The 15,644-nt window shown below is 64.6% G+C and carries 15 protein-coding genes; 4 read left to right on the top strand and 11 right to left on the bottom strand.

Features of this window, described 5'->3' with window-relative positions; genetic code table 11:
- Window position 1: 1 nt before the first annotated feature.
- Complete coding sequence (locus RR42_RS18655; protein ID WP_043350101.1) at window positions 2-943, top strand: COG2958 family protein; 942 nt, start codon at window positions 2-4, stop codon at window positions 941-943.
- A gap of 154 nt (window positions 944-1,097) precedes the next feature.
- On the opposite strand, the gene RR42_RS18650 is transcribed toward RR42_RS18655, so the two are convergent.
- Entirely contained in the window at window positions 1,098-2,480 is a 1,383-nt protein-coding gene (locus RR42_RS18650; protein ID WP_043350100.1) for a tyrosine-type recombinase/integrase, read from the bottom strand.
- A gap of 499 nt (window positions 2,481-2,979) precedes the next feature.
- Between RR42_RS18650 and RR42_RS18645 the strand changes: the two genes are divergently transcribed.
- Window positions 2,980-3,837, top strand: coding sequence for an endo alpha-1,4 polygalactosaminidase (locus tag RR42_RS18645; RefSeq protein WP_144409905.1), 858 nt, complete (start codon window positions 2,980-2,982; stop codon window positions 3,835-3,837).
- 190 nt (window positions 3,838-4,027) lie between these two features.
- On the opposite strand, the gene RR42_RS18640 is transcribed toward RR42_RS18645, so the two are convergent.
- From RR42_RS18640 to RR42_RS18630, 3 genes are all read right to left on the bottom strand, one after another.
- Window positions 4,028-4,576, bottom strand: a complete 549-nt coding sequence (locus RR42_RS18640) for an ester cyclase (RefSeq protein WP_043350092.1) — start codon at window positions 4,574-4,576, stop codon at window positions 4,028-4,030.
- A 44-nt stretch (window positions 4,577-4,620) separates the two neighbouring features.
- Entirely contained in the window at window positions 4,621-5,625 is a 1,005-nt protein-coding gene (locus RR42_RS18635) for a polysaccharide deacetylase family protein (protein ID WP_043350091.1), read from the bottom strand.
- Between the two features lie 150 nt (window positions 5,626-5,775).
- Complete coding sequence (locus RR42_RS18630) at window positions 5,776-6,735, bottom strand: LysR family transcriptional regulator (RefSeq protein ID WP_082054937.1); 960 nt, start codon at window positions 6,733-6,735, stop codon at window positions 5,776-5,778.
- A 98-nt stretch (window positions 6,736-6,833) separates the two neighbouring features.
- Here RR42_RS18630 and RR42_RS18625 point away from each other — a divergent pair, with 98 nt between their 5' ends.
- Both RR42_RS18625 and RR42_RS18620 read left to right on the top strand, forming a co-directional pair.
- Entirely contained in the window at window positions 6,834-7,847 is a 1,014-nt protein-coding gene (locus RR42_RS18625) for a tripartite tricarboxylate transporter substrate binding protein (protein WP_052494697.1), read from the top strand.
- A gap of 2 nt (window positions 7,848-7,849) precedes the next feature.
- Window positions 7,850-8,227: a hypothetical protein gene (locus RR42_RS18620; protein ID WP_052494696.1), complete on the top strand. Its 378-nt coding sequence runs from the start codon at window positions 7,850-7,852 to the stop codon at window positions 8,225-8,227.
- A 19-nt stretch (window positions 8,228-8,246) separates the two neighbouring features.
- On the opposite strand, the gene RR42_RS18615 is transcribed toward RR42_RS18620, so the two are convergent.
- The 7 genes from RR42_RS18615 to RR42_RS18585 form a co-directional block, all read right to left on the bottom strand.
- Entirely contained in the window at window positions 8,247-8,741 is a 495-nt protein-coding gene (locus RR42_RS18615) for a M48 family metallopeptidase (protein ID WP_043352367.1), read from the bottom strand.
- A gap of 59 nt (window positions 8,742-8,800) precedes the next feature.
- On the bottom strand, window positions 8,801-9,025 hold the full coding sequence (locus tag RR42_RS18610) for a hypothetical protein (protein ID WP_043350086.1): 225 nt from the start codon (window positions 9,023-9,025) through the stop codon (window positions 8,801-8,803).
- 129 nt (window positions 9,026-9,154) lie between these two features.
- Complete coding sequence (locus tag RR42_RS18605) at window positions 9,155-10,042, bottom strand: carbohydrate ABC transporter permease (protein WP_043350084.1); 888 nt, start codon at window positions 10,040-10,042, stop codon at window positions 9,155-9,157.
- Window positions 10,039-10,938 carry a carbohydrate ABC transporter permease gene (locus tag RR42_RS18600; RefSeq protein WP_043350082.1) on the bottom strand — a complete coding sequence of 300 codons (900 nt, stop codon included), beginning with the start codon at window positions 10,936-10,938 and terminating at the stop codon, window positions 10,039-10,041. Before RR42_RS18600 ends, RR42_RS18605 begins: the two co-directional genes overlap by 4 nt.
- 89 nt (window positions 10,939-11,027) lie before the next feature.
- Window positions 11,028-12,350 (bottom strand): ABC transporter substrate-binding protein, encoded by a 1,323-nt coding sequence (locus tag RR42_RS18595; RefSeq protein ID WP_043350079.1) that lies wholly within the window; start codon window positions 12,348-12,350, stop codon window positions 11,028-11,030.
- Complete coding sequence (locus RR42_RS18590) at window positions 12,347-13,516, bottom strand: ABC transporter ATP-binding protein (RefSeq protein WP_082054936.1); 1,170 nt, start codon at window positions 13,514-13,516, stop codon at window positions 12,347-12,349. Before RR42_RS18590 ends, RR42_RS18595 begins: the two co-directional genes overlap by 4 nt.
- Before the next feature lie 113 nt (window positions 13,517-13,629).
- The gene (locus tag RR42_RS18585) at window positions 13,630-15,363 is read right to left on the bottom strand and encodes an IlvD/Edd family dehydratase (protein WP_043350076.1); all 1,734 of its coding nucleotides are present in this window, start codon (window positions 15,361-15,363) and stop codon (window positions 13,630-13,632) included.
- Window positions 15,364-15,644 lie beyond the last annotated feature (281 nt).

Here is a 15,644-nt window from a genome sequence, read left to right as displayed (position 1 = left end):
AATGGCTCTTAATCTTGGCAAATCGGTCGTCGACTACCTGACCGCGCATCCTGATGAAAAATTCTCGGCCCGACAGATTGCTGAGTGGATCTTCGCGACGTTCCCGGACGAGTGTCACGCTAAAAAAGCCAGCAGCCAGGCGTTGGAAACCGACGCAGACCTGCTACAGCAATTGGTGGCGGAGATCGGCTCGCAGCGCCCACGCCTGCAGAAAAGGCACCCCAACCTGAAAACGACTGAAGGCCGCCCCCGAAAGTACTACTTCTCAGAGAAGTCGGACAGCGCCGAGGTCGCGGTGGTGGAAAGCGTTGGCGTCAATGCTCCTGTCGGCAAGGACGAGACCAAGATCGGGGAGCACGGCCTGTACCCGTTGCTGAGCAGCTATCTATGGGCAGAATTCGGTGTGTACTCGAAACGCATCGATGAGAAGCGCTCGTCCAACAAGCGTGGGCCCAACGGCAACCGCTGGCTCTACCCGGATCTGGTCGGCATGGAAGACCTGGGCGCGGACTGGCACCAAGAGGTCAAGGATTGCGTCAATCAGTATTCGGACAAGCGCACCAAGCTGTGGTCGTTCGAGGTCAAGCTGCTGATCAACCGGTCGAACGTCCGAGAGTGCTTCTTCCAATCCGTCTCGAACTCATCGTGGTCCAACTTTGGCCACCTGGTGGCTGCCGAGATCGAGGGGCAGGACACATTGAAGGAACTGCGAATGCTGTTCGCGGCCCACGGCATCGGCCTGATCAAGCTGGATGTCGAGAATCCGTCTGAAAGCCAGGTTCTGATTCCAGCCCGGGAGCGCGGGGAGATCGACTGGGACACTGCCAACCGGCTGGCGACCGAGAACAAGGACTTCCTGGAGTACGTGAAACTGGTGAAGCAGTTCTACCAGACTGGCGAAGCGCGGCTGGCCGACTGGGATGTGCCCAAAGAGGTCGAGTAGCCACCAGACTATTCGAGGGACGCGGTAGCGATGAGTTGCTGTTCGGCTCTGCTGAACTGGCCTTACCAGACGTTTCGACCGTCAATGAATGACTGCCGAGCAGGCCGATGCCAGTACGTGAACATTGATTGCGGATTGGATTGTAGTGGTCAACTCATCCCGGACACTCGCTCGCTGTCGGCGCCAGAAGTAACCTGATTCCCGCCTGCTCCAGCATCCATGCCTCGATCTTGTCGTGCCACATCCGGAGCATGTCCAAGGGTCGGCGCCGGTAGTGCTTCTCAGCCAGTGCAGATGGCTTGTGCCCCTGGATCTGGGCCACGACGCCAACGGGAACCTCACACCACTCGGAAAGAGTCCCGAACGACCTGCGCAAACCGTGCAACGTCACATGGGGAAGGCCGGCGGCTTCGATTGCCTGGTTGTGCGCGTAGCGCGGCTCGGCAATCCGCCCCTTCTCCGAATTGAGGCTGTGAAACACCCAGGGCGACGGCTCCCATTTCTGTCCCCGTTCTTCCAGGCTGCGCAGACGGCGCCTGCTGGGCGGTGTTTCATTGAGGTGCTTCAGATCGAGCAACAGGGAGGCCAGATAGGGCGTGAGGGGAATCACACGCCCGGATTCGATCTTGTCTGCGATTTTGAGGCTTCGCCACTGGAAGTCGACATCTTCCCAACGCAGGGCGGCGAGTTCCTCCCGGCGCGCACCCGTGATGAGCAGGCCTTGCAGGTATGCAGATTGCACTGGATTGTGCAACGCGCGGACGGCGGAGAACCATGCGGCGAGTTGCTCCCTCTGCAGGCTGTCGCCTTCCTTGGTGCTGGTGCCCGGCAACGCCCCGGTGACTTTGGGAGACGTGCAGCAATCCGATGGAATGATGCCTGCGTACTTGTCCTCGCCTTCACACCACTTGGCGAACGCCTTGAGCATGCGGAAGCCATAGGCAGCGCTGGTGGGGCGAGCCGGCACTTCGGATTCCAGCCATGCACCAACCGCTTTGGCCGTAAGGCTGGACAGCTTCAGGGCCATCAGCGGGTAGAGCGGTCCGCGCTCTGATTTCTTGGCACCACGTTTGGTCAGTTCGCCACCCGGTGCAGCAAGTTTGAGGTGATCGTTGATATAGCCGGCGGATCTCGGTTTCTTCGTCTTCGGCGAGATTTTGGTGCGCAGAACGTCGAGGTAGTCGGCCCACGCGTCGGCGACGGTCACGCTCTCGCGGATCGCCGTTGCTCGCCTAGCCTCATGACTTGCGCGCTGTTCCGCCTTGACTTCGCGCGGGTCGTGGCCCGCGTCTATGAGTGTCTGCAGTCGGCGTGCTTCTTCCTGGGCCTTGCTGATGGTCCAGCTACGCGGGTCGCCAATGGTCAGGCGGATTGTCTGCCCGTGAATCTTACCCTGGAAGATGTAGGACTTGGCCCCGCTTGCGGTAGCGCGTAGCCCCAGGCCCGGTGACGCTGAATCCCACAGGAAGGATTGTGTTTTGCCCTGGGGGCATCGATGCGCATCGACGCGCGCGGCGGTGAAGTTGACCTTGGCCATTTCGGAATCCGGAAATCGGGTTACACGGCTCCATGTAACCGCCATGTAACCTGATTGTGCGGTATTCAATCCATGTCGGTCAACGCGGATATCATCAGGTATAGTCTGGAATCCCTTTATTCATGCGGGATTCAGCGGTTACACAGACGTCGATCAACGTCGAGAAATGTGGTTTTTCGGTGATTTGTAATCATCAGGTGGCGGGTTCGAGTCCTGCAGCCGGCACCAGCATTCAAGAACGGGCTACGCGAATTGCGTAGCCCGTTTTGTTTTTTTGGGCCGGACACCGTTCGCGCTGTCTCGAATACAACGGTTCCCGCGCCCGTCTTGCGCCCGTCATCCAACCCGAATACCTTAGCCCTGTCGCGAAACCCTTCAAGGTCTACCCACACCAGCCGACAACCCTTACAGAGCCCTGGCTCTCCCGGTTTCATCACCCCAAGCGCGGCAAACCAAAAGGAACACATCCGTGAATCGGAAGCTTGCACGTATGGCATGGGTGGCCTCGTTCGCCTGTCTGTCGGCCTGCGGAGGCGATGGCTCGTCGGCGGAGTCGGATGCTTCCGTCAAGTCCGTGTCGGCGGTGAATGCGTCGGCCGCGACCCTGGCGCCGTCGGCGCAAACGCTGGCAGTCTCGCGCTGGATGCCGACGGCAGCCGATACATGGCAATTGCAGCTGACGGGTACGGTCAACACGAGTTATCCGGCGCAGGTCTTCGACATCGACCTGGTGGATACGCCGCAGGCGACCATCAATGCGCTGAAGGCGCAGGGCAAGCGTGTGCTCTGCTATTTCTCGGCGGGTAGCTCGGAGAACTGGCGGCCGGATTTCAAGCAGTTTGCCGCGGCGGATATGGGCAACGCGTTGTCGGGCTGGGCGGGCGAGCGTTGGCTCGATACGCGCTCGGCCAACGTGCGCCAGATCATGCAGGCGCGCATGGATCTGGCGAAGTCCAAGGGCTGTGATGGCGTGGACCCGGACAACGTGGATGGCTATACCAATAAACCGGGTTTTCCGCTGACGGCGACCACGCAGCTGGACTACAACCGCTTTCTCGCAGCTGAGGCGCATGCGCGCGGGCTGGCGGTGGGCCTGAAGAATGATGTGGACCAGGTCTCGCAGCTGGCGACTGACTTTGATTTCGCGGTGAACGAGCAGTGCTTCCAATACAACGAGTGCGCGAGCTACAAGCCGTTCACGACGCAGGGCAAGGCAGTGTTCAACGTGGAGTACGCGTCGAAGTACAAGACAGCCTCGACGCGTGCCGCGCTGTGCGCTTCGGCCCAGGCAGCGCACCTTCGTACTCTGGTGCTCCCGCTGAACCTGGATGACGCGTTCCGCTACGCTTGCGATTGAGCTGAGCGGCCACGAAGAATAGACGGCGCTGGCCACAGGCCGGCGCCGGTCCCTCCCTGGCCTGGGAGCCCGACAGTGGCGCGCGATGGACCGCGGCGAACGAGCGCGACGAGATCGGCAGCGGCCTCGTGCCCGACTGCATGGTGGCGAAGTCGTACCGCCAAGCACCGCGCATGTTGCGGCCCAACACCTACTTGCTCACCCCCATCTGCCTGAGCAGGCCCAGGTTGTCCTCCAGATGCCAGTTCTCCACGATCTTGCCGTTTGCCACCCGGTACAGGTCGAAGGCCTGGAAGTCGATCTGCTGGCCCTGGCCCTTGCTGTCGCCGAACTGCCCGGTGAAGTGGCCGCGAAAGCGCAGGTGGACCGCGACCCGGTCGCCGGCGATGACTACGTCTTCCATTTCCGCGCTGAGATCCGGTACCGCGGCGCGGAATCCACTGGAGGCCTGCAACGGGCCGCGCAGGCCTTGCTCGCGGCCGGGCGGCAGCGTGCGGTCGATGAAGTCCGGGGCGAGCGCGAGCGTGGCGTAGCGTTCGTCGCCGGTGTGCCAGAAGGTGGCGTAGCGGCGGGCGGCGAGAAGCGCGGGTGCCGCGGATGGCTGTTCGGCGCCCTGGGCCAGGTGCTGCGGATGGACCAGTTCGTCGCCGGCAGCGGCGGCGCTTTGCGATAGCGGCAACAGGGCGATGCCGAGGGCGGCTACGAATGCGCGTACTGGTGTGAGGCTTGCATTGTTCATGTCGGCTTGTAACTCGTTCTGTATGTTCGTGGTTTTGCCCTGGCTTATGCCGCCGGCACGCCGCTCGCGCCGAGCGCGAAGCGGGCGATGTCGTCCTTGCGCATGAAGGTCACGCCGGCATGGCCCTGGGCATAGCGGATAAATGCGTCGAGCGCCCGCACGCGTGCCGGGGAACCTGAGATGCGGTCGTGCGTGCTGATGGACATCATGCGGCGGCGGTGGGCGCCTTCCGCGTAGAGCACATCGAACTCCGCCTTCAGCTCGCCGAGCAGGTCTTCGGCCGTGGTCGATGGCGAGTCGAAGCGCACGATGTCGTTGTTGCGCACGGTGTAGGGCACCACGGCGAACGGCTTGCCGCCTACTTGCAGCACGGATGGCTCGTCGCGGCTGAGGTCGTCGATGTGATAGAGGAAACCGAGCGACTGCAGAATCGGCAGCGTATTGGGCGAGCCTCGCATCCAGAAGGCGTTGAAGCCGAGGGGCCGCGTGCCGGTGGCGCGCTGGATGGTGTCGATGCTCTGCACGTAACTGGCGCGTTCCACTTCGGCACTCATGCTGTATTGCGGCTCCCAGGTCTGGCCATGGCCCGAGGCTTCGTGCCCGCGCGCGACGATTTCACGAGCCAGTTCGGGATGGCGCTCGACCGCCTGCCCCACCATATGCGAGGTCACCTTGATGCCGGTGCGGTCCCACAGGTCCAGCAGGCGCGGAATGCCTTCGCGCACGCCGTAGGTGTACCAGGACTGCAGAGGGTAGTCGGGATACTTGGGGTCGAGCGGAGGGAAGGGGCCGCTGGCGCCGCGCTCGGGCTGGGCACCGGCTTCGAACTGCATCGAGATGGAGATGACGAGTTGCGCGCCATCCGGCCAGAACCGGGTGCGGCCGGCGCGAGCTTGCGGGTGCGCCTGGCTGGGTGGCGTGGTGGCGGCGCCCGCTGTAGCCGCGGCCAGGGGTAGCGCGGCGGTGAGTACAGCTGCGCTGCCCAGGAAGTCGCGGCGCGGATTGCGCGGCGCGCGCGCCGTCGGTCTGAGGGGGTGGTTTGTACTCATGTTCGGTTTCCTTGCCTTGCGGCGGTTGCGTGAGTACAGACTTTATGATTCAAACGGAGGTTGATAAATATCTATCCGAATCTATCAATTTCAAATGCTGTTTGTTAATCGGCGTGCAGTGCGAAGCGATGGGTGATGGCGTCAGGCGTGTCAGCCAGGTATGAGATACCCGCTGCCGGCGGCGTCCCGGATCACCTTTCCCAGCGTATCCATGAAGGCTGTGGCGGCGGGGCTATCCGGCCGGCCGCGGCGCCGGTGCAGTGCGGCCGTGCGGCCAAAGCCGGGATGCGTGAGCGGCGCGTAGGCCAGCCCGGCGAAGCTGCCGCTGCGCCGCGTGCCGGCGATATGCAGTGCCAGCGGGCTGGCGATGGTGTACAGGCGCCCGCCGAGCACGGCGCGCAGCAAGGCTTCCACGCTGGGGCCTTCCAGCCGGGGGCGCAGCATGATGCCCGCGGCCTGCGTGGCCGCGTCGATCTGCCGGCGCATGGCGAAGCGCTCGGGCAGCAGTGCCAGGGGCAGCGCTCCCAGTTGCGCCAGGGTCACGGTTTCCTGCTCGCGCGGCAGCTTGTGTGCGGGTGCGATCAAGGCAAGCGTTTCCGAGAACAGCGGCACCTGTTCGATGCGTTTTGGCGCATCCTTCGCGAACGCCAGGCCAAGGTCGATCTGTCCGTCGAGCAGGGAGCGGTCGACCTCGGCGGCGGCAAACTCGAACACCTGGATATCCAGCCCCGGATGCGCATCGACCAGCGCTTGCGCGGCCGGCATGACCAGCGCGGAAAGATAGGTATGGGTGGCGCCGATGCGCAGCGTGCCTTCCACCGCGCCGTGCTGGGAGGCTGCGGATACGATGACCCGTTCGAGTTGATCGAGCACGGGTTCGAGCGCGAGCACCAGTTGCCTGCCCGCATCGGTCAGTTCCAGTTGGCGGCCCACGCGCCCGAACAGCGGCACCCCCAGGCTCTGCGCAAAGATGCGCAGGTGCTGTGACAAGGCCGGCTGTGTCAGGCCCAGCGAACCGGCCGCGGCGGTCACGCTGCCATGGCGGGCGACGGCCATGAAGCTGCGGACCAGGCGAAGGTCCATGGCTTCGGGCGTGGCCGTTGATCTCATAATTTGCCGTGATGAATTAAAAATCGATTCATCATTTTACAGAGCATGTCGTAACTGCTGGAATGCACGCACAACATGGAAAACACTAGGAGACCCCCATGTCATGCCATTCCAGCGCCAACCGGCGCAACCGCCGGCTGCCCGCCTTTTTATCGCCCGTGCTCGCAGCCGCCGCGCTCTGCCTGGCGTTCGCGCCAGCCGCCAGCGCTGCCTATCCGGATCGCCCGATCCGCTTGGTGGTGCCGTATGCGCCCGGCGCCACCACCGACTCTCTCGCCCGCCTGATCGGGAAAGAACTGCAGGTCCGCCTGAAGCAATCCGTGGTGGTGGAGAACCGGCCCGGCGCGGGCGGCACCATCGGCAGCGACTATGTCAGCAAGGCGCCGGCCGATGGCTATACCTTGTTGCTCGGCGCGGTCGGGCCGGTCTCGGTCGGCAAGGCGCTGTATCCGGCGCTGCCCTACGACCCGGCGAAGGACCTGGCCGGCGTAGGCCTGATCGGCACGGTGCCATTCATCCTGGTGGCCGGCACGCGCGGCCAGCGCTTCGATGCCGTGCCCGCTCTGGTGCGCGCGTCGGTCGCGGCGCCTGACACCATCGCCTACGGCTCGGCGGGCAACGGCACGCCCCAGCACATCATCGGTGCGATGTTCTCGCAGGCGACCGGTGCGCGCCTGCTGCACTCACCCTACAAGGGGTCGGGCCCGGCCATCAACGATTTGCTGGGCGGGCAGATTGCGCTGATGTTCGACAGCCCCGTGCTGCTGATGCCGCATATCAAGGCCGGCACGGTGGTGCCGCTGGCACAGACCGGCGCGCGGCGCTCCGCCTTGCTGCCGGGCGTGCCCACCATGCGCGAGCAGGGCGTACGCGATTTCGATGCGGCGCCGTGGTACGGAATCATGGCGCCGGGCAAGCTGCCGGGCGATATCCTCGAGCGGCTCAATCGCGAGCTGAATGCGGTGCTTGCCGACAAGCAGATGCAGGAACGCCTGCTGGCGCTTGGCGTGGAAGCCCGGCCGCTCGATCCTGCAGGCTTTCGCCAGTTCCTGTCGCAGGCGCAAACGAGCTGGACCCGCGCCGTATCCTCCGCCTCGGTGAAACCGGACTGATCATGCCGCACCTGATTACGGAAACCACACGGCAACTCGCCGACAGGATTGATTTCGCGCAGGTGTTCGCCGGCGTGCACCGCGAGCTCGCCGGCCACGGTTACGCGCAACTGGCCGATCTCAAGAGCCGCTTGCTGGTGGCGGAAGTGGCGCTGACCGGTGACGACCCCGAAGCCGGCTTCATCGTGACGCACCTCGTGATGACCAACGCGCGTCCTGAGCCAGTGCAGGCCGCCATGGCCGCGGTTGTGCTGGCGCATACGGCGGCAGCTGTCAGGCAGGCCGCTTTTGCCGGCAACGTGCAGGTTTGCGTGCTGCATCGCCTGGCGGCTCAGGGGACGTATGGGAAGACAGTGGTGGTGAGCCCGGGCGCCGCGTGAGGCTTGAGACGAGAGGGGGCTAGCCCTGCGCCGGCTCCAGTTCGCGCCACGCCAAAAACAGGCGCGTGTCGAACTCCAGCTGGTGGTACGCCGGCTCCATGTATTCGCACAGGCGGTAGAACGCCTTGTTGTGATCGCTCTCCTTCAGGTGGGCGAGTTCGTGCACCACGATCATGCGCAGGAACTCGGGCGGTGCTTCCTTGAACAGCGACGCCACGCGGATTTCCTTCTTGGCCTTGAGCTTGCCGCCTTGCACGCGCGAGATGGCGGTGTGCAGCCCGAGCGCGCGATGGACCACGTCGATCTTGGCGTCGAACGCGACCTTGTGGATCGGCGGTGCGGTGCGCAGGAATTCCTGCTTCAGCTCGGCGGTGAAGTCGTACAGCGCGCGATCGGTCTGCACGGTGTGCCGAGCGGGATATTTTTTTGCCAGGTGCTCGCCCAGGCGATTGGCGGCCACCATCTGGCGCACCTGGTCGAGCACGCCGTCGGGATACGCGGCGAGAAAGCGCAGCGGATCCTTGACGCCGGGGCGCCAGGTCTCGCTGGTGGGGGCGGGGGTGCTACGGGTGCTCAATGGTGATGGTGGTGATGGTGGGCCCAGCTGCCGTCGACCGAGCTGACGAAGGACTCCACGGCGTCCTTGTCGCCGGTGGCGTGGCGCACCATTTCACCGCACTTGCAAAAACCCTGGTACGGCGTGATGTGCGAACAGGCGGACACCTTCTGCAGGAATAGCGTGACGGGCTTGGTGCACTTCTTGCACTTGAAGGTGAGGGTGCGGGCGGGTTTGCTCATGGGGTCGGGCTGGCGGCAGAGTGGGCAGAGTGATTCGAATGCAACACTGCCGGGCGCGCAGGCTCACGGCAGGATAGCCTTGCATTTTAGCCTGCCGAGGCCCCACGCGTGCTGGCTGCCGCCATGCGTCTATTCCTTCACCGCGCCCGTCATGCCCGACACGTAGTACTCCACAAAGAACGAGTACACCAGCGCCACCGGCAGCGAGCCCAGCAAGGCCCCCGCCATCAGCGCGCCCCAGTGGTAGACGTCGCCTTCAATCAGTTCGGTGACGATCCCCACCGGCACCGTCTTCACCTCCGACGAGGAGATGAAGGTCAGCGCGTAAATGAACTCGTTCCAGGACAGCGTGAAGGCGAAGATGCCGGCCGAGATCAGCCCCGGCACGGCCAGCGGCAGGATGATCTTGACCAGGATCTCCCAGCGCGTGGCGCCGTCGATCAGTGCGCACTCTTCCAGCTCGTAGGGGATGGAGCGGAAGTAGCCCATCAGCAGCCAGGTGCAGAACGGGATCAGGAAGGTGGGGTAGGTGAGGATCAGCGCCCAGCGCGTATCGAACAGGCCGAGCTGGAACACGATCGATGCCAGGGGGATGAACAGGATCGAGGGCGGGATCAGGTAGGCCAGGAAGACGGCCAGGCCCACCTGCTTCGCGCCCTGGAAGCGCAGCCGCTCGATGGCGTACGCGGCCAGCACGCTGGCGGCCAGCGAGGCAAAGGTGGAGATCGTCGAGACGATCACGGTATTGAGCAGCCACTCCGGGTAGGGGGTGTCGAACAGCAGCTTCTTGAAGTGGGCGAACGTGGGCGCCATCACCCAGAACGGGTTGGCGCTGCGCATCAGGAGTTCGCCGTCGGGCTTGAAGGCAGTGATCGCCATCCAGTAGAAGGGGAACAGCAGCACGAAGACGAAGATGCCTAGCGGGATGTAGATGGTCACCCAGCGACGCGGCATCGATTGCAGGTAATCCATCCCCTGCGCCGTGTCCTGCTGCTGCGCTGCGGCCGTCGCTTTCATTTGTCGCCTCCCTGTTGCCAGCCGCGCCGCTGCAGGCCGAAGTATGAAAACAGGATGGCGGCCAGCAGGAAGGGCACCATCATGGTGGCGATCGCCGCGCCTTCGCCCAGCGAGCCGCCGGGAATCGCGCGCTGGAACGACAGCGTGGCCATCAGGTGCGTGGCGTTGAGCGGGCCGCCGCGCGTGAGCACATAGATCAGCTGGAAGTCGGTGAACGTAAACAGCACCGAGAAGGTCATCACCACGGCGATGATCGGCGTCAGCAGCGGCAGCGTGACATAGCGGAACTGCTGCCATGGCGTGACGCCGTCGATGGACGCGGCCTCGTACAACGTGGGCGAGATCGTCTGCAAGCCAGCCAGCAAGGAGATGGCGACAAAGGGAATGCCGCGCCAGACATTGGCCGCGATGGTAGAGAAGCGCGCCAGCCATGGGTCGCCCAGGAAGTCGATATAGCGATCGATCAGCCCTAGCTTGACCAGTGTCCAGCTGATGATGGAGAACTGCGCGTCGTAGATCCACCAGAATGCCAGTGCCGACAGCGCGGTCGGCACGATCCATGGCAGCAGCACGATAGCGCGGAAAAAGGACTTGAATGGCAGGTTCTTGTTGAGCAGCAGCGCCAGCCACAGGCCTAGCGCGAATTTCACCACGCTGGCCACCACGGTGTAGAAGATCGTATTGAACAGTGCCAGTTGCGTCAGCGAGTCGCCTGCCAGGTAGCTGTAGTTGGACAGGCCGATCCATTCTCCGGTGCCGCCGATCTTGGTGTTGGTGAAGCCGAGCCATACGCCAAGGCCGAGCGGGTACGTCAGGAAAACCAGCAGCAATAGCGCGGTGGGCAGCATGAACAGCAGCCCCAGCGCATGGCGGTTGTTCAGCAGGCGGGAAATCATGGTTCACCTCGCATGGCTCACCTCGCAGGGTTCGGCTCGGAGGGCGCGGCGCCGCCGCGGCGCCCTCATCTCGCTTTCGGCGTTGGTCACTAGGCCTTGTAGTACCGCTGCGCCCGCTCCGCCGCGCGCGCCGCCGCTTCCTTAGGTGTCTTGGAGCCGCTGGCCGCTTCGGCCACCATGTCGACCACGATGTAGTCCGCCATGGCTGCGGCCGAGGCCGTGCCCAGCGGCCCGGCGTGGCCGTTGTCGAGCATCAGCCCGGCGGAATCGCGATAGACGGTGTGCTTGGGGTCGGCCGTCCAGATCGGATTGGCCTCATAGGCCTTGAGCGGCTGGCTGACGTAACCGATGGCGGCTTCCATCCACGGGTTGTACTGCTCCGGCTCCATCATGAACTGCAGGTAGGCCTTGGCTGCGTTCGGGAACTTGGAATACCTGAACAGCATCATCTGCGTGATCTGCATCAGCTCGGTGGGCCTGCCGGGCGTGCCGATGGGGAAGTGCGCGTGCTGGATGTCGCGCGCCATTTCCTGCAGCTTGGGCTCCTTCGAATTCTTGGCTGCGTAGTAGACCGAGATGCCATTGGCGGTCAGGCTGATCTGGCCGTCGAGGAAGGCCTTGTTGTTGGACGGGTCTTGCCACGACAGCGTGCCGGGCACGAAGGTGGCGTAGAGCTGCCTGGCATATTCCAGCGCGGCCCACGTCTCGGGCGAGTTGACCACGACCTTGCCCTTGGTGTCGACCAGCATGCCGCCGTGCGACCACAGCAGCCAGTGTGCCCAGTTGTTGCCGTCGCCCACGGCCTTGCCGAGCGCGAAGCCGCACGGCGTGTTCTTGGCCTTGAGGCCCTGGCACAGCTTGAGGAAGCCGGGGAGGTCCTTGGGCACGGTGTCGAACCCCGCTGCCCTGATGTGGCTCTCGCGATAGACCAGCGCGTTGCCGACCACGCCCAGCGGCAGGCCGATCCACTTGCCGTTGTGCGTGCCGTACTTGCGGCACACGTCGTACCAGCCGCCGTATTTGCCGCCCAGGTAGGTGGCCAGGTCGGTCAGGTCGACCAGCTTTTCAGGGTACTGCTGCGGGTCATCGAACCAGCCAACGATGACGTCCGGCCCGCTGCCGACGCTGGCCGCGACGGCGGCCTTGGGCCGCACGTCTTCCCAGCCTTCGTTGTCGACGCGTACCTCGACGCCGGTCAGCTCGGTGAACTTCTTCGTGTTGGCGTTCCACAGGTCTTCATCGCCCTGCACGAAACGCTTCCAGCGCAGCACGCGCAGCTTGGCGCCGGCTTCCGGCTTGTATTGCAGTGCAGCCGGCGCGGCGAAGGCATGGCCGCCGATCGCCGTGGTGGCGGCAACGGCCGCCGTGGACACCAGGAAATCGCGTCTCGTGAAGTTGCTCGGTGTGCTCATTGCTTTGTCTCCTCCGTGGTCAGGGGCTGCGCCCCGTGCTGGTCATGCCTGCTTCCCGGATCGTCCGCCGCCGCCGGTCCACGCTGCAACAGCGTCTGGCCCGAGTCGGCATCGAACAGATGTGTGTGCTGGTGGTCGGGCACCAGGTTCAGGATGTCGCCCGCGGCGAAGTCATGGCGCTCGCGGAAGATCGAGATGAATTCCGCCTCGCAGAAGCGGGAATAGATCTCGGTGTTGGCGCCGGTGGGTTCGACCACCGACACGCGCGTTTGCAGGCCCTGGCCCGGCATGCCCAGGGTCAGGTGCTCGGGCCGCACGCCGTAGATCACGCGCTGGCCGTCGGTGCCGGCGGTGGCATCGAAGCGCGCGGGCGCCGGCAGGCGCGTGCCGTCGGGAAACTCGACCGCGGCATCGCCGCCACTGCGGCGCAGCACGCCAGGCACGAAGTTCATCGCCGGGGAGCCGATAAAGCCGGCCACGAAGAGGTTGTCGGGATGATCGTAGAGCGCCAGCGGCTTGCCGCGCTGCTCCACGCGGCCGTCACGCATCACCACGATCTGGTCGGCCATGGTCATGGCTTCGATCTGGTCGTGCGTGACGTAGACCGAGGTGGTGCGCAGGCGCTGGTGCAGCTCCTTGATCTCCGCGCGCATCTGCACGCGCAGCTTGGCGTCCAGGTTGGAGAGCGGCTCGTCGAACAGGAACACCTGCGGATCGCGCACGATGGCGCGGCCCATGGCCACGCGCTGGCGCTGGCCGCCCGAGAGCTGGCGCGGGTAACGCTCCAGCAAACTGTCCAGGCCGAGGATGGCAGATGCCTTGGCCACTTTCCGCTTGATCTCTTCCTTGTCGCCCTTGGCGAGCTTGAGCGAGAAGGCCATGTTGTCGTAGACCGTCATATGCGGGTAGAGCGCATAGTTCTGGAACACCATGGCGATATCGCGCTCCTTTGGCGGCAGGCGGTTGACCACGCGGTTGCCGATGGCGATCTCGCCGGTGGTGATCTCCTCCAGCCCGGCGATCATGCGCAGCAGCGTGGACTTGCCGCAGCCCGACGGCCCCACCAGCACGGTGAACTGGCCATCGGCAATATCGATGTCCACGCCGCGGATCACCTGCGTGCTGCCGAAGTATTTCTGGATGCCGCGAATCTGGACCGATGCCATGCGTGGTGTCTCCGTGAGCCGTTCGTGCCCATTCATGCCCGTTCATGCCGGGGGCGGCAGTTCGCCGCGATTGGATTGGATTGCCGTGGTGATTCGTGGGGCGCCAGCGTGCCTCAGTGGTTGTCCTTGGGCACCGCGGCGCCGCTTTTGCCCACCAGGAAATCCATGTCGGCGCCCAGGTTGGCTTGCTGCACGTGCTCGACATACAGGCGCGTCCAGCCGCGCGCCATCGGCAGCGCGGGCGCCTGCCACGCGGCGCGGCGGCGCTGCAGCTCCGCTTCATCGACATGCAGGTGCAGCTTGCGCATGGGCACATCGAGTTCCACCATGTCGCCGTCCTTCACCAGCGCCAGCGGGCCGCCGGCCGCGGCTTCGGGCGCCACGTGCAGCACCACCGTGCCGTAAGCCGTGCCGCTCATGCGCGCATCCGACACGCGGACCATGTCGGTGATGCCCTTGCGCAGCACCTTGGGCGGCAACGGCATATTGCCGGCTTCGGCCATGCCGGGGTAGCCACGCGGGCCGCAGTTCTTCAGCACCAGCACGCAGGTCTCGTCGACGTCGAGCGATTCATCGTCGAGCCGCTGATGCATGTGCTCGCTGTTCTCGAACACCACCGCGCGGCCGGTGTGCTTGAGCAGCGCCGGCGTGGCGGCCGACGGCTTGATCACCGCGCCATCGGGGCACAGGTTGCCGCGCAGCACAGCAATGCCGGCGTTGGCCTTGAAGGGCGCGCCGAAGGCGTGGATGACTTCGCGGTTCCAGTTGGGCGCGTCCTTGCAGTTGTCCCACAACGTCTTGCCGTTGACGGTGAGTGCGTCGCGCGCAAGCACCGACTCCAGTTCGCGGATCACCGCGGGCAGGCCGCCCGCGTAATAGAAATCCTCCATCAGGTGGCGCCCGGATGGCTGCAGGTCGAGCAGGCACGGCAGCTCGTGGCCCAGCGCATCCCAGTCTTCCAGCTTGAGTTCGACGCCGATGCGCCCGGCGATGGCCAGCAGGTGGATCACGGCGTTGGTCGAGCCGCCGATGGCCGCGTTGACGCGGATGGCGTTCTCGAACGCATCGCGGGTCAGGATCTTCGACATCACCAGGTTGTCTTTCACCATCTCCACGATGCGGCGCCCCGACGCGCGCGCCAGCACATTGCGGCGGCCATCCACGGCGGGAATCGCCGCGTTGCCGGGCAGGCTCATGCCCAACGCTTCCACCATGCTGGCCATGGTCGACGCGGTGCCCATCGTCATGCAGTGGCCGTGCGATCGGTGCATGCAGCTCTCGGCCTCGAAGAAGTCCTCCTGCGACATCTGGCCGGCCCGCACTTGCTCCGACATCTTCCACACATCGGTGCCGGAGCCCAGTTCGCCGCCGCGGAACTTGCCGCTCAGCATGGGGCCGCCGGAGACGCCGATGGTGGGCAGGTCGCACGAGGCCGCGCCCATCATCAGCGCTGGCGTGGTCTTGTCGCAGCCCATCAGCAGCACCACGCCATCGATCGGGTTGCCGCGAATCGATTCTTCCACGTCCATGCTCGCCAGGTTGCGAAACAGCATGGCGGTGGGGCGCAGCATGGTCTCGCCCAGCGACATCACCGGGAACTCGAGCGGAAAGCCGCCGGCTTCCCACACGCCGATCTTGACCTGTTCGGCCAGTGTGCGGAAATGCGAGTTGCAGGGCGTGAGCTCGGAGTAGGTGTTGCAGATGCCGATGACCGGACGGCCATCGAACTGGTCGTGAGGGATGCCGCGGTTCTTGAGCCACGAGCGATAGAGGAAGCCATCGCGGTCGAGGCGGCCAAACCAGGCCTGGCTGCGGCGCGTGGGGGGCGTCGGCTTGTCGTCGTTCACTCGGGTCTCCTGCGTCTTTGCGGGGGCCGCGCAGCGACGGCTGGCGCGTAGGCGCTACGTGTGCTGATGCCCGCTTTATTGTGCGCTGCAGATACGGATGCCCACGACTGATTGCACTGCCTTGCCGCATGCATGCCGAGTGAGCGGAGTCTAGTTCACGAGTCTGGACAGGTAAACTGGTATTACCAATTAGTGGTCTTTACCGATGCCGCCGCGCATGCTGCGGCGCGCGATGAATCCGCCTGGACATTCGCTGGCGCGCTGCCTAGACTCCAGCCGGC

It is taken from the genome of Cupriavidus basilensis, assembly GCF_000832305.1.
Lineage (GTDB): Bacteria > Pseudomonadota > Gammaproteobacteria > Burkholderiales > Burkholderiaceae > Cupriavidus > Cupriavidus basilensis_F.
Note: the sequence above shows the minus strand (reverse complement) of the source record. Positions and strands in the feature narration are given on the sequence as shown.

Excerpts from the sequence above, each read along its gene's own strand:
- RR42_RS18595 (WP_043350079.1), bottom strand. The coding sequence starts at position 12,350 with ATGAGCACACCGAGCAACTTCACGAGACGCGATTTCCTGGTGTCCACG.
- RR42_RS18640 (WP_043350092.1), bottom strand. The coding sequence starts at position 4,576 with ATGAACAATGCAAGCCTCACACCAGTACGCGCATTCGTAGCCGCCCTC.
- RR42_RS18590 (WP_082054936.1), bottom strand. The coding sequence starts at position 13,516 with ATGGCATCGGTCCAGATTCGCGGCATCCAGAAATACTTCGGCAGCACG.
- RR42_RS18620 (WP_052494696.1), top strand. The coding sequence starts at position 7,850 with ATGCCGCACCTGATTACGGAAACCACACGGCAACTCGCCGACAGGATT.
- RR42_RS18605 (WP_043350084.1), bottom strand. The coding sequence starts at position 10,042 with ATGAAAGCGACGGCCGCAGCGCAGCAGCAGGACACGGCGCAGGGGATG.
- RR42_RS18635 (WP_043350091.1), bottom strand. The coding sequence starts at position 5,625 with ATGAGTACAAACCACCCCCTCAGACCGACGGCGCGCGCGCCGCGCAAT.
- RR42_RS18625 (WP_052494697.1), top strand. The coding sequence starts at position 6,834 with ATGTCATGCCATTCCAGCGCCAACCGGCGCAACCGCCGGCTGCCCGCC.
- RR42_RS18610 (WP_043350086.1), bottom strand. The coding sequence starts at position 9,025 with ATGAGCAAACCCGCCCGCACCCTCACCTTCAAGTGCAAGAAGTGCACC.
- RR42_RS18630 (WP_082054937.1), bottom strand. The coding sequence starts at position 6,735 with ATGAGATCAACGGCCACGCCCGAAGCCATGGACCTTCGCCTGGTCCGC.
- RR42_RS18600 (WP_043350082.1), bottom strand. The coding sequence starts at position 10,938 with ATGATTTCCCGCCTGCTGAACAACCGCCATGCGCTGGGGCTGCTGTTC.
- RR42_RS18655 (WP_043350101.1), top strand. The coding sequence starts at position 2 with ATGGCTCTTAATCTTGGCAAATCGGTCGTCGACTACCTGACCGCGCAT.
- RR42_RS18650 (WP_043350100.1), bottom strand. The coding sequence starts at position 2,480 with ATGGCCAAGGTCAACTTCACCGCCGCGCGCGTCGATGCGCATCGATGC.